Annotated in this window: 9 protein-coding genes and 1 pseudogene; 7 read left to right on the top strand and 3 right to left on the bottom strand. The window is 63.0% G+C overall.

Features of this window, described 5'->3' with window-relative positions:
- The first annotated feature begins 23 nt into the window (after nt 1-23).
- From xylF to ACWPVA_RS11245, 3 genes and pseudogenes are all read left to right on the top strand, one after another.
- Nucleotides 24-1,065, top strand: a pseudogene (gene xylF / locus ACWPVA_RS11255) (D-xylose ABC transporter substrate-binding protein).
- A gap of 155 nt (nt 1,066-1,220) precedes the next feature.
- A complete protein-coding gene (locus ACWPVA_RS11250) occupies nt 1,221-2,531 on the top strand; it encodes a sugar ABC transporter permease (protein WP_454287773.1) in 1,311 nt (436 codons plus the stop codon).
- 12 nt (nt 2,532-2,543) lie between these two features.
- Nucleotides 2,544-3,329 (top strand): ATP-binding cassette domain-containing protein, encoded by a 786-nt coding sequence (locus ACWPVA_RS11245; protein WP_454287772.1) that lies wholly within the window; start codon nt 2,544-2,546, stop codon nt 3,327-3,329.
- A 194-nt stretch (nt 3,330-3,523) separates the two neighbouring features.
- On the opposite strand, the gene ACWPVA_RS11240 is transcribed toward ACWPVA_RS11245, so the two are convergent.
- On the bottom strand, nt 3,524-4,564 hold the full coding sequence (locus tag ACWPVA_RS11240; RefSeq protein ID WP_454287771.1) for a zinc-dependent alcohol dehydrogenase family protein: 1,041 nt from the start codon (nt 4,562-4,564) through the stop codon (nt 3,524-3,526).
- 147 nt (nt 4,565-4,711) lie between these two features.
- On the opposite strand from ACWPVA_RS11240, the gene ACWPVA_RS11235 reads away from it, so the two are divergent.
- Entirely contained in the window at nt 4,712-5,593 is an 882-nt protein-coding gene (locus ACWPVA_RS11235) for a branched-chain amino acid aminotransferase (protein WP_454287770.1), read from the top strand.
- On the opposite strand, the gene ACWPVA_RS11230 is transcribed toward ACWPVA_RS11235, so the two are convergent.
- Nucleotides 5,557-7,344, bottom strand: coding sequence for a putative bifunctional diguanylate cyclase/phosphodiesterase (locus tag ACWPVA_RS11230; protein WP_454287769.1), 1,788 nt, complete (start codon nt 7,342-7,344; stop codon nt 5,557-5,559). The two genes, ACWPVA_RS11235 and ACWPVA_RS11230, sit on opposite strands and share 37 nt — an antisense overlap.
- Nucleotides 7,345-7,662: 318 nt before the next feature.
- Here ACWPVA_RS11230 and ACWPVA_RS11225 point away from each other — a divergent pair, with 318 nt between their 5' ends.
- On the top strand, nt 7,663-9,771 hold the full coding sequence (locus ACWPVA_RS11225; protein WP_454287768.1) for a S9 family peptidase: 2,109 nt from the start codon (nt 7,663-7,665) through the stop codon (nt 9,769-9,771).
- A 27-nt stretch (nt 9,772-9,798) separates the two neighbouring features.
- Here the strand turns inward: ACWPVA_RS11225 and ACWPVA_RS11220 are convergent, their stop codons facing one another.
- Nucleotides 9,799-10,695, bottom strand: coding sequence for a GIY-YIG nuclease family protein (locus ACWPVA_RS11220; RefSeq protein WP_454287767.1), 897 nt, complete (start codon nt 10,693-10,695; stop codon nt 9,799-9,801).
- Between the two features lie 105 nt (nt 10,696-10,800).
- Between ACWPVA_RS11220 and ACWPVA_RS11215 the strand changes: the two genes are divergently transcribed.
- Nucleotides 10,801-11,349, top strand: a complete 549-nt coding sequence (locus ACWPVA_RS11215) for a DUF1697 domain-containing protein (RefSeq protein WP_454287766.1) — start codon at nt 10,801-10,803, stop codon at nt 11,347-11,349.
- The gene (locus tag ACWPVA_RS11210; RefSeq protein WP_454287765.1) at nt 11,346-12,623 is read left to right on the top strand and encodes a DUF2254 domain-containing protein; all 1,278 of its coding nucleotides are present in this window, start codon (nt 11,346-11,348) and stop codon (nt 12,621-12,623) included. Before ACWPVA_RS11215 ends, ACWPVA_RS11210 begins: the two co-directional genes overlap by 4 nt.
- The last annotated feature ends 157 nt before the right edge of the window (nt 12,624-12,780 follow it).

Raw genomic sequence — 12,780 nt, 5'->3', positions numbered from 1 at the left:
GCGTCTTTCAAAGGGAGGCAATGATGAAATCCGTCTTGAAGCTGATGGCGTGCGCCGCCGTCATCACCAGCCTGCATACCGTCGCCAACGCCAAGGACCTCGTGGTCGGCGTGTCGTGGTCGAACTTCCAGGAAGAGCGCTGGAAGACCGACGAAGCCGCCATCAAGGCAGCGCTCGAGGCCTCCGGCGACAAGTATATTTCCGCTGACGCCCAGTCGTCTGCCGCCAAGCAGCTGACCGACGTCGAGAGCCTGATCGCCCAGGGCGCCAATGCGCTCATCGTCCTTGCCCAGGACTCGGACGCCATCGGCCCGGCCATCGAAAAGGCCGCCGCCGAAGGCATTCCGGTCGTCGGCTATGACCGCCTGATCGAAAACCCGGCCGCCTTCTACATCACCTTCGACAACAAGGAAGTGGGCCGCATGCAGGCCCGCGAAGTGTTCAAGGTGAAGCCGGAAGGCAATTACGTCTTCATCAAGGGCAATTCCGCCGACCCGAACGCCGACTTCCTGTTCGCCGGCCAGATGGAAGTGCTGAAAGAAGCGATCGACGCCGGCAAGATCAAGAATGTCGGCGAAGCCTATACCGATGGCTGGAAGCCGGAAAATGCCCAGAAGAACATGGAGCAGTTCCTGACCGCCAACGACAACAAGGTCGACGCGGTCGTCGCCTCCAACGACGGCACCGCCGGCGGCGCGATCGCCGCCCTTTCCGCCCAGGGCCTTGCCGGCTCGGTTCCTGTCTCCGGCCAGGACGCCGACTTCGCGGCGCTCAACCGCGTCGCGCTCGGCACCCAGACCGTGTCGGTGTGGAAGGACAGCCGGGAAGCTCGGCAAGCGCGCCGCCGAAATCGCCGTCGAGCTTGCCGGTGGCAAGAAGATGACCGAAATCGAAGGCGTGACCGCCTTTGCCGGCGGCCCGAAGGGCGTCGAGATGCAGTCGGTCTTCCTCGCTCCGCTGCCGATCACCAAAGACAACCTGAACGTAGTCATCGACGCCGGCTGGATCGCCAAGGAAGCCGCCTGCCAGGGCGTCACCGCGGGTTCCGTTGCGGCCTGCGATTGACACGGGCCTGCCCTGACGGCCTCATGATCCTTGAAGCGTCGCGACCCGGACAGGTCGCGACGCCTCTTTGGATCGGAGGAGGTCGGGCCGCCATTGCCGCACGCTGCGGCAGGCGCCATCGCAAGGGATTATCAAAAGTGGGAGAACGGCACGGCATGGCCGAAATCACGAATACCACGCAGGCCGCGCAGGCCGGCGCGGGCGAAAACCCGGTAAAGCGCTTTTTCCGCGCCACCGAGATCGACACCCGTCTGCTCGGTATGATCGGCGCCATGCTGATCATCTGGATCGGCTTCAACATCCTTTCCGGCGGTCTGTTCCTGACCCCGCGCAACCTGTGGAACCTGTCGGTCCAGACCGCCTCCGTCGCCGTCATGGCGACCGGCATGGTGCTGGTCATCGTCACCCGCAACATCGACCTCTCGGTCGGTTCGGTGCTCGGTTTCGTCGGCATGTTCATGGGCGTGCTGCAGGCCGAACTCCTGCCGCAAATCCTCGGCTTCAATCACCCGCTGACCTGGGTCATCGCGCTTGGATGCGGGCTTCTGCTTGGCGCGGCGATCGGTGCGCTTCACGGCGCCATCATCGCCTTCCTCAATGTGCCGTCCTTCATCGTGACGCTTGGGGGGCTTCTGGTCTGGCGCGGCGCCACCTGGTTCGTCACCTCGGGTCGCACGGTTGCCCCCATGGACGCGACCTTCCGGCTGATGGGCGGCGGCACCGACGGCTCGATCGGCGCGACCGCCAGCTGGATCGTCGGCGTCATCGCCTGCCTGGCCATCCTCGCGACGCTCGTCAATTCGCGCAAGCAGCGCCGCCGCTTCGGCTTTCCGCTGCGTCCGCTCTGGGCCGAGTATTTCCTTGCCGGCGTCAGCTGTTTCCTGGTTCTGGCGACGGTCTATGTCTTCAACAATTATCCCTGGCCGGTGGCGATTGCCCGCCGGTTCGCCGATGCAAACGGCATCGCCTGGCCCGACGGCGGCCTGTTCATCTCGCACGGCATCGCCATTCCGGTGCTGATCGCCATCGGCGTCGGCATCGTCATGACCTTCATCTCGACCCGGCTGCGCTTCGGCCGCTATGTCTTCGCCATCGGCGGCAATCCGGAAGCCGCCGAACTCGCCGGCATCAAGACCCGCTGGGTCACCGTCAAGATCTTCGCGCTGATGGGCATGCTCTGCGCCATCGCCGCCGCGATCTCCACCGCCCGCCTCAACGCCGCGACCAATGCGCAGGGCGAACTCGACGAACTCTACACGATCGCCGCAGCCGTCATCGGCGGCACCTCGCTCTCGGGCGGCATGGGCACGGTCGCCGGCGCCATGCTCGGCGCGCTGGTCATGCAGTCGCTGCAGTCGGGCATGGTGCTGGTCGGCATCGACACGCCGTTCCAGCGCATCGTCGTCGGCGTCGTGCTGGTCGTCGCCGTCTGGCTCGACACGATCTACCGCGCGCGGGCGAGATAAGAGGATTTCATCATGACTGACAAACGCACTCCGCTCGTGGAAATGCACAATGTTTCCATCTCGTTCGGCGGCATCCACGCGGTCGAGAACGCCTCGGTCGATCTCTATGCCGGGGAAGTCGTGGCGCTTCTCGGCCACAACGGCGCCGGCAAGTCGACGCTGATCAAGATCCTGTCGGGCGCCTATCGCCGCGATGCTGGCGAGATCCTGATCGACGGGCAACCGGCCGACATCGCCAACCCGCGCGACGCCAAGCAATACGGCATCGAGACGATCTACCAGACGCTCGCCGTTGCCGATAATGTCGACGCCGCCGCCAACCTCTATCTCGGTCGGGAGCTCAGGACCCCCTGGGGCACGCTCGACGACGTGGCGATGGAGGCCAAGGCCCGCGAGGTCATGGGGCGCCTCAACCCCAACTTCCGCCGTTTCAAGGAGCCGGTGAAGGCCTTGTCCGGCGGCCAGCGCCAGTCGGTGGCGATCGCCAGAGCCATCCTGTTCGACGCCCGCATCCTCATCATGGACGAGCCGACGGCGGCCCTTGGGCCGCAGGAGACCGCCCAGGTCGGCGAGCTGATCCAGCAGCTGAAGCGCGAGGGCATCGGCATCTTCCTCATCAGCCACGACATCCACGACGTCTTCGACCTCGCCGACCGCGTCTTCGTCATGAAGAACGGCAAGGTGGTCGGCCAGGCACGAACTGAGGACGTCACCAAGGACGAGGTCCTCGGCATGATCATCCTCGGCAAATGCCCGCCCGGTGCGATCCCGGGCCCGGGGGCGATGCAGGTGGCGTGAGGGCCGGTCAGCTTTTGGCGCAGGCGCAACATTTGAAACTTTGCCCCTCACCCTGACCCTCTCCCCGCAGGCGGGGAGAGGGGACAGCCACGACGGTGCCATATGCCCCTCTCCCCGTCTAGACGGGGAGAGGGGCGGGGTGAGGGGCAGAGACCACCGGCGCTACGTCGGCAGGCGAAGGTCACGGGCCCCCCTCAGAACCGCGTAATCACGCTGATGCCGAGGTCCGTCGATCGGTCCATGGCGACCAGTGCCGGCACGGCCTCATCCAGCGAGATCTCCCGGCCGATCAGCCGTTTCGGGTCGAGCTTGCCGGTGGTTATCATCGACAGCATGGCGTCGTAGCGCCAGGCCTGCATGCCGTGGCTGCCGTAGATCTCCAGCTCGTGGCCGATCACCTGCCCCATCGGGATCTGTGGCGTCGCATGCGCGCCGAGCATCAGGCCGACCTGCACATGGCGACCTCGGCGGCGGAGATTCTGGATCGAGTTGAAGCAGGTGACGGGCGAGCCGAGCGCGTCGATCGAGACATGCGCGCCGCCTCGGCTGATCTCGCGCACCGCGCCGGCGACGTCTTGGGTCTCACGGGCATTGATCGCGGCGACGGCGCCGAGTGTGCGGGCGAAGGCGAGCTTCTCCTCCGAGATGTCGATGGCGATCGGGTTGGCGCCCAGCGCTGCGGCAATCATGATCGCCGAGAGGCCGACGCCGCCGCAGCCGTGCACGGCCACCCATTCGCCGCCCTGCACGCGCGCCTGGTCGGCGACCGCGCGGAAGGAGGTCGCAAAGCGGCAGCCGAGGCTGGCGGCGGTGGCGAAATCCATGCTCTCCGGCAAATGAACGAGGTTCTGGTCGGCGAAATCGATCGCCACATATTCGGCGAACGAGCCCCAATGGGTGAAGCCCGGCTGGAACTGCGCCTCGCAGACCTGCTGGTTGCCGGAGCGGCATTCGCCGCAGCGGCCGCAGCCGGACACGAAGGGCACGGTCACCCGGTCGCCGACCTTGTAGCGCATCACCCCGCGGCCGGTGGCGGCGATCACGCCCGCCAGCTCGTGGCCCGGCACATGCGGCAGGCGGATGTCGGGATCGTGGCCCATCCAGCCGTGCCAGTCGCTGCGGCAGAGCCCGCTCGCCTCGACCTTGACGACGACGCCGTTCTCCGTCGGCGTCGGGTCGGGCAGCACCCGGATCTCCGGCATGGCTTCGAAGGCCTCGTAATACATCGCTCTCATCGGTCGTCTCCCCTGGCGGATTTCGCCGCAACCTACCGCAGGGTACAGCGATTGGGGCATGAGTATTTTTGATCGATTTATTCACCCCAGTGCTGCTTTTTCCGGATAAAGCGGGAGAAGCGAAAGACAAGAAACGAGGACAAACCAATGGCTGTCGATACTTCCGCCCGCACCACCACCTGGACCTATGTCGATGGAGAATGGGTCTCCGGCAATCCGCCGCTGATCGGCCCCGTCTCGCATGCCATGTGGCTGGGCTCGACCGTGTTCGACGGCGCCCGCTGGTTCGACGGCATTGCCCCGGATCTCGACGCCCACTGCCGCCGCGTCAACCGCTCGGCGGCCAACATGGGCATGAAGGCGACCGTTTCGGCCGAGGAGATCGAGCGGCTCGCCTGGGAAGGCGTGAAGAAGTTCGACGGCAAGACGGCGATCTACATCAAGCCGATGTACTGGGCCGAACATGGCATGCCCGGCTCCGTCGTCGCTGCCGATCCGGACTCGACCCGTTTCGCCCTGTGCCTGTTCGAGGCGCCGATGCACACGGCCCAGCCGCATTCGCTGACGCTGTCGCCCTTCCGCCGCCCGACGCCGGAATGCGCCATGACCGATGCCAAGACCGGCAGCCTCTATCCCAATTCCGGCCGCATGATCCTCGAGGCACGCGCGCGCGGCTTCGACAATGCGCTGGTACGCGACATGAACGGCAACATCGTCGAGACGGCGTCGTCCAACGTCTTCCTCGTCAAGGACGGCGTGGTCTTCACGCCCGCCGCCAACCGCACCTTCCTCGCCGGCATCACCCGCTCGCGCGTCATGACGCTGCTGCGCGAAGCGGGCTACGAGGTGCGCGAAGTCACGCTGTCGATCGAGGATTTCATGGACGCGGACGAGATCTTCACCTCGGGCAACTATTCCAAGGTCGCGCCGGTCAACAAGCTCGACAGCCGCGAACTGCAGGAAGGCCCGGTCGCCCGCAAGGCGCTCGAACTCTATATGGACTGGGCACGCACCACGCGCGTGCGGTGACGCTCACGGCCGCTGGCGCCACGCGGGGGGCGCTTTGCCGGCTGCGGACGCCCGACAATGTCTGCATAGACCGCGATCGGTTCGGGCTTGCCGATCAGATAGCCTTGAATGCTCTGGCATTGCTCCTTTCTCAGGAATTCCAGCTGTTCCTTCGTCTCGACGCCTTCGGCAACGATCGGCATGTTCAGTCCGCGCCCAAGCCCGATCACCGCGCGCACGATCTCGTTGGCGTGATGGTCGCTCCACAGCTTCGAGGTGAACGACTTGTCGATCTTCAGCGTGTCGAAGGGAAAAGCCTGGAGATAGGAGAGCGACGAATAGCCGGTGCCGAAATCGTCCATGGCGATCCGCACGCCCAGAGCCTTTAGGCCGCGCAGGATGTGCAGGGCGCGCGCGAAGTCCTGCACCAGCACGCCTTCGGTGACTTCGAGTTCCAGGCGTTGCGGCGCAAGTCCGGTTTCGCGAAGGGTATCCTGAACGAAGGCCGGCAAGTTGCCATGACGAAACTGTATGGGTGAAAGGTTGACCGACAGGCGCAGATGCTCAGGCCAGCTTGCCGCCTCGCGGCAGGCTTCGCGCAGCGTCCATGCGCCGATCTCGATGATGAGCCCGTTTTCCTCTGCCAGCGGTATGAACTGATCCGGCGAAATCAGCCCCTTGGTCGGATGGTGCCAGCGCAGCAGGGCTTCGAATCCAAAGATCTCGCATTCGATCGTGGCCTGTGGTTGATAGCGAAGCTCCAGTTCGTTTCGATCGATTGCCGAGCGCAGTTCCTGCTGCAGCAACCGCTGTTCGTGAATGCGCTTGTCCATCTCGGGCTCGAAGGAGCGCACGGTGCCGCGGCCGTCCGCCTTGGCTCGATAGAGCGCCGCATCCGAGCCGCTCATGAGGCTGGCCCTGTCCTGGCCGTCCTGCGGGAAGACGGCATAGCCGAGGCTCAATCCGATTTTCAGCATTTGGCCCCCGCAAGGGAACTCCTCCTCGGCCATGGCGAGCAGTCGAGTGGCGAGTGCGCTGACGCCCTCGGGCTGGGCGTTTCCGGTCGAGAGCATGGCGAATTCGTCGCCGCCGAGCCGCGCCACGAAATCGTCCGGACCCTTGCAGCGTTCCAGGCGTCGAGCCAATTCGGTCAGGACCGCGTCCCCGATCTGGTGGCCAAAGACGTCGTTGATGTCCTTGAACCGGTCGACGTCGATCGTCATGACGGCGAAGCGGCCGCGCATCGCCTTCTTTTGCTCGATCAGGTTTTCGAGCTGGGTGTTGAATGTCACGCGGTTGGCAAGACCCGTCAGCGTATCGTGGCTGGCCAGATAATTGACCTGTTGCTCGGCGCGCACCCGATCGCTGACATCCATCTGGGTGGACAGGATGAGGTTGCCTTTAAGAAGCATGTCGTGGATCGCGATAATGCGACCACCGATCTCGGTCTGGCTGGTGAGGGCGCCTTTAGTCTTTAGGGTGGAAACGAGATGCTTGAAGAAATGGCGGGGATCGTCCGCCCACTCGGCCACAAGCTCGGAATCCATCAACTCGGCAAAGCCGTAGGTGCTCGGCTTCTCTTCAGTGATCTTGTGCAGCCGGCGGAACGGGGCGTTGAGATAGATGGCGCGGCCGTCGATATGAAACAGCCCGACGGCTATCGGCAGATTGTCGAGTGCCAGTTCCAGCGCCGCAAGCCGCCCGGCCATGGTTCCGGCGACGGGTTCGACCATGGTTTTGGCGTGTGTCTCGCCCGTCTTGGCTTTGGTCATCGTGTCATCCGACTTCTTCGCCCCGATGCTACAATATTATATATCCCTTAAATAATCACCTCGCGTGATGCGCCCGCATTATGCACGTTTTGGTTGGCAAGTGTGCCATCTTGGACATATTCTTAATAGCAGACAAGTCTGCCACGATTGGCCGGGCCGAAGATCAAGCTTGGGACCGGATCGGAGTTCCAGTTCGAGCGGGTGATTTGCACGTCTACCGCTGATGGCCGAGGCGAGATTGCGCCTTGATCCATTGGCTCGGCCTCTCTATCTCTCGAAGGATCGTTTCTGATTTCCTCGAAGAAGGAAGGCCTCCCCTTGTCCGTTTTCGCCAATCTGCCCAAGCCCGCCGTCGCGCCGAAAAAGCCCGTCTCCGACACTCGCCACGGGATCACCCGCACCGACGACTATGCCTGGATGCGTGCCGAAAACTGGCAGGCCATGTTCAAGGATCCAACCCTGCTGGACGCCGAGCTTCGCCGCCATCTCGAGGCCGAGAACGCCTATATGGAAGCGGCCATGGCCGACACCAAGGAGCTGCAGAAACAGCTCTTCGCCGAGATGAAGGGGCGCATCAAGGAAGACGATAGCTCGATCCCGATGAAGGACGGCCCCTTCGCCTATGGCACCGCCTTCGTCACCGGCGGCGAACAGCCGCGTTATTTCCGCATTCCGCGCGACGCCAACCACAAGGACGAGAGCCAGCGCCATCTGCTGCTCGACGGCGACAAGGAGGCGATGGGCAAGGACTATTTCCGCCTCGCCGGCATCGACCACACGACCGACCACGCCTTCGGTCTCTGGGGCTATGACGACAAGGGCTCGGAATATTTCACTCTGCGCATCCGCGATCTCTTAACCGGCGAGGACCTCGCCGACGTGATCGAGAACACCGGCGGCGGCGGCGCCTGGGCGCCGGACGGCAAGAGCTTGTTCTATACCCTGCAGGACGAGAACCATCGCCCCTCCAAGGTCTTCCACCACGTGGTCGGTCAGCCGCAAGCGCAAGATCGACTGGTCTACGAGGAAAAGGATCCGGGTTTCTTCATGGGCGTCGGCGGCTCGCTGCTGGATGATTACATCTATCTCGACATCCACGACCACGAGACCTCGGAATACCGCATCCTCTCGACCAAGGATCTCACCGCCGAGCCCATGCTGGTCGCCGAGCGGGTCGAGGGCGTCGAATATTCGCTGACCGAGGGCGGCGACGTCTTCTACATCCTCACCAACGACGGCGACGCCAAGGACTTCAAGATCGTCGAAGCCCCGGTGACCGCGCCGGGCAAGGAAAACTGGAAGCAAGTGGTCGCCCACCTTCCCGGCCGCCTGATCCTCAATCACATGGCATTCGCCCGCCATCTGATCTGGCTGCAGCGCCGCAACGGCCTGCCGGAAATCATGATCCGCGATCGGGCGACCGGCGAGGAGCATTCGATCGCCTTTGCCGAGGAGGCCTATGCGCTCGGCCTTCAGGGTGCCGCCGAATACGACACCGACGTCATCCGCTTCTCCTATTCGTCGATGACGACGCCGACCCAGCTCTTCGATTACAACATGGCGACCCGCGAGCGCGTTTTCCTGAAGACCCAGGAAGTGCCCTCGGGCCACAATCCCGACGACTACGTCACCCGCCGCGTCTTTGCGCCGTCCCATGACGGCATCGACGTGCCGGTCACGCTGCTCTACCGCAAGGATACCCCCCTCGACGGCTCCGCGCCCTGCCTGCTCTACGGCTATGGCGCCTATGGCATATCGATCGCCGCCGGCTTCAACACCAATTGCCTGTCGCTTGCCGACCGCGGCTTCGTCTATGCCATCGCCCATATCCGCGGCGGCAAGGACAAGGGTTTTTCCTGGTACGAAGACGGCAAGATGGAGAAGAAGGAAAATACCTTCAAGGACTTCATCGCCGCCGCCGACCATCTGGTGGAGGAGGGCTTCACGTCCTGCGACCGGATCATCGCCGAGGGCGGATCGGCCGGCGGTATGCTGATGGGCGCGATCGCCAACATGGCGCCGGAAAAATTCGCCGGCATCATCGCCGCCGTGCCCTTCGTCGACGTGCTGAACACCATGCTCGACGACACCCTGCCGCTCACGCCGCCGGAATGGGGTGAATGGGGCAATCCGATCGAAACGCTCGAGGAATACAACTGGATCGCCGCCTACAGCCCTTACGACAATGTCGGGCAAAAACCCTATCCGCCGATCCTCGCGCTCTCCGGCCTGACCGACCCGCGCGTCACCTACTGGGAGCCGACGAAGTGGATCGCCAAGCTGCGCGAGAAGGCGCCGGAGGCCGGCCCCTATCTCCTGAAAACCAACATGGCCGCCGGCCACGGCGGCAAGTCCGGCCGCTTCCAGCGCCTGGAGGAGATCGCCTTTGAATATGCGTTTGCGGTGAAGGTGGCGGGCAAGATGTGAGGGGCACTCGGGCCGCGACACAGTAACCTAATAGCGCCCTGGCTGCGCGAGGACTTCGTTCTCCCAGTCTTTGTAGGTCTTATCGGAGTTTGCGACCTTCCACGCGATAGGACCGGCAGTCGAACGCCCCGTTACAATAGCGCCTGCGGCGCTGGTGCTCGAGAATGCATAATTCTCTCTGAAGACGCGGTGAGTGCCGCAATCTTCGAGCACGCCGCTGGCGACCAGGTCATCGAATAGGCGCCAGTAATGCGTGTTGTGGGCTCTGTCGCCAACCCATGATTTGCGAGCCATTGAGCCCGCCTCGACGACGAATTCGCCCCCAAGCAGTCTTGCCTTCGCGCGAATGTTTTCTTTCTTCAGATACAGCTCGAAGTGTGGCGAAGCCACCTTTTCGAGAGTTGAAGGCACAATCACTGGACGCTTTTTTTGCAGGAAGCTGTCGATTCTGACCGCAGGCAAGACCATAAGGAGATAATCAAGAAAGGCTTCCATATTCGCCTGTGCAGCCTCGGACAGTGAAGGCCGGGACGGGGTATTCCCGTTCTCAAGCTTCAACCTTCCGACAGATCGCGCTTCCTCGATCAGGCGGGCCTCCAAGTATTTTACATGTGCCTTGTTGAGAGTATTGGCGCTGGCAACGACGAAGACGGCAAGCGTCCACCAATCCTTTTTGGTGTCATGCATACGAATGCGATCCGATATATCTTCGCCTTCGCCAACGTATCCGTATGGTTCATCATTGACTTCACCCAGCAACAAATAGACGCCTGTGTAACCAGTCTCCTTTCGCGCAAGTGCTTCCGCGATTTGCGTACGAGGTGCCACAAGCACATGCCCTGTCCAATTAAAGACCTCGGCGGTGAGCATTCCATCCGGCTTGCCGTCTATAAAAAAAAGTTCAAGCGACTGTCCGCGCGCCATAATTGTTCCCGGCTCTATTTTGCAAGATATGACCACCGCAGATTGCCGATTTCAACCAGTATCGCTATCAGACTGGCAGATTTGGTCTGTGACTGGAGTATTTCGATGACGGTCTACGTCGCCCTCCTTCGCGCCATCAACGTCGGCGGCACCGGAAAACTCCCGATGGCGGAGCTGAAGGCGCTTTGCGAGGGGCTTGGCTTTTCCGATGTCTCGACCTTCATCCACAGCGGCAACGTCATCTTCCGCGACGGTGGCGATGCGGCCGATATCGCCGCCCGTCTCGATGCGGCGTTGGCGGAACGGCTCGGAAAGCCGCCGGGTGTTTTCCTGCGCCGGCCGGGCGAACTGGCCGCAACCCTCGACGCCAATCCCTTCGCCGCCATGGAGCCCAACCGGGTGCTGGTCAGCTTCTTCGCCGAACCCGTTCCCGACGATGCGCTTCACGGCCTCGTCGCGCCCGACGGCGAGGAGGTGGTGGCGCTCGGTCGTGAGATCTTCGTCCATTACCCCATCGGGTCCGGCCGCTCGCGCCTCAGGTTGCCCATGCTGAAGAGCGGCACCTCTCGCAACATCAACACGGTCAACAGGCTGCATGACCTGGCGCAGGCACTGAAGACTAGGGCGGCAACCGAAAGGAATCCTCGATCATGATGAGCGGACGCTGGTGGCTGGCAGCGCAAGTGACAAAAAGGCTGGGGTTCCGGGCGACGCTCTATGCGCTGATCGCGGTGGTGACCGCGGTCCTCAGCATCCCGATTGGCCGTATTCTTCCGGATAATCTCTCCAACCTGGTCGGCGCGGGCGCCGTCGAAAGCATTCTGACGATCATTGCCGCCAGCATGCTGGCTGTGACGACCTTTTCACTGTCGACGCTCGTCTCGGCAACCACCGCGGCGGCGACCAGCGGCACCCCACGGGCGATCAGCCTGCTCCTGCAGGACCAAACGGCACAAACGGCGCTTTCCACCTTTCTCGGCGCTTTCCTGTTCAGCCTCGTCGGGTTGATCGCGCTGAACACCGGTCTCTATACTGGCGGCGCAAGGTTGGTGCTCTTTGCCGGGACACTCGCGGTCGTGATCTTGGTCGTCACCATGCTCTTGCGCTGGATTGGCCATCTGGCGGGGCTCGGCCAGGTCGGAGAAACCATCCGCCGGGTGGCGGAAGCTGCAGAGGCAGCCTATGTCAACGAGCGCAGTAAACCCTGTCTCGGCGGCCGCCCTCTGGACGAGATCCCTGCGAGCGCCATGCCGATCTTCCACCCACAGACCGGCTATGTGCGCCATCTCGACATTGCACTGCTTTCGAGTGCGGCGGAAACCTGCCAGATGCAGCTCTATGTCGTCCAGCGACCCGGCGATTTCTGTTCGCCGAACCGGCCGATTCTCTATCTGTTGCCGGACACAACCGGCACGACCATTCTGGACGACCTGAAGCATGACCTCTTCCGTGCCTTTGCCATCGGCTATGCCCGCAACTTCGAGCAGGATCCGCTGTTTGGGCTGACCGCACTGTCGGAAATTGCCTCGCATGCCCTTTCGCGCGGCATCAACGATCCCGGAACGGCGATCGACGTCATCAGCCAGCTCACCCGAATTCTCGGTCACGAATCGGGAAAGCAGAGCGTGGAGCCGCTGGAGCCGGACTGCCCGCGCGTCCACGTCAAGAAGATCAATGCCGACGACTATGTGGAGGCCGCCTTTCTTGCCATAACGCGCGACGGCGCCGGCATGGTCGAAGTCGGACTGGTCCTGCAACACGCGCTCTCAGCCCTTGCGACCGGCGAGGGCTATGATTTCACCCAGGCTGCGCGGGCCATGGCCAAGACCGCTCTGGAGCGCGGACTTGCCACACTCGCCTTCGAGGATGATCGCGCCCGGCTGTTGGCCGTCCATGACGAAGAAAGCAAGTTCGGGCATCTCGGCTGACGGGTCTCGGCGGCAATGAGTGCCAAGTGATCAGCCGGAATGTGACATGCGTCACGAAGCAGCGTCACGTGCGGCGGATATTGTCAAGCAGGCGAGGGGTGTAATCGGGTGATTGCTGCGCTGCGGCGCAAGCCTCGCGCAAGCTTCAATGGTTAAC

This window comes from Rhizobium arsenicireducens (genome assembly GCF_964021225.1).
Note: the sequence above shows the minus strand (reverse complement) of the source record. Positions and strands in the feature narration are given on the sequence as shown.

Coding starts and splice junctions, on each gene's coding strand:
- ACWPVA_RS11250 (WP_454287773.1), top strand. CDS start 1,221: ATGGCCGAAATCACGAATACCACGCAGGCCGCGCAGGCCGGCGCGGGC.
- ACWPVA_RS11245 (WP_454287772.1), top strand. CDS start 2,544: ATGACTGACAAACGCACTCCGCTCGTGGAAATGCACAATGTTTCCATC.
- ACWPVA_RS11240 (WP_454287771.1), bottom strand. CDS start 4,564: ATGAGAGCGATGTATTACGAGGCCTTCGAAGCCATGCCGGAGATCCGG.
- ACWPVA_RS11235 (WP_454287770.1), top strand. CDS start 4,712: ATGGCTGTCGATACTTCCGCCCGCACCACCACCTGGACCTATGTCGAT.
- ACWPVA_RS11230 (WP_454287769.1), bottom strand. CDS start 7,344: ATGACCAAAGCCAAGACGGGCGAGACACACGCCAAAACCATGGTCGAA.
- ACWPVA_RS11220 (WP_454287767.1), bottom strand. CDS start 10,695: ATGGCGCGCGGACAGTCGCTTGAACTTTTTTTTATAGACGGCAAGCCG.
- ACWPVA_RS11215 (WP_454287766.1), top strand. CDS start 10,801: ATGACGGTCTACGTCGCCCTCCTTCGCGCCATCAACGTCGGCGGCACC.
- ACWPVA_RS11210 (WP_454287765.1), top strand. CDS start 11,346: ATGATGAGCGGACGCTGGTGGCTGGCAGCGCAAGTGACAAAAAGGCTG.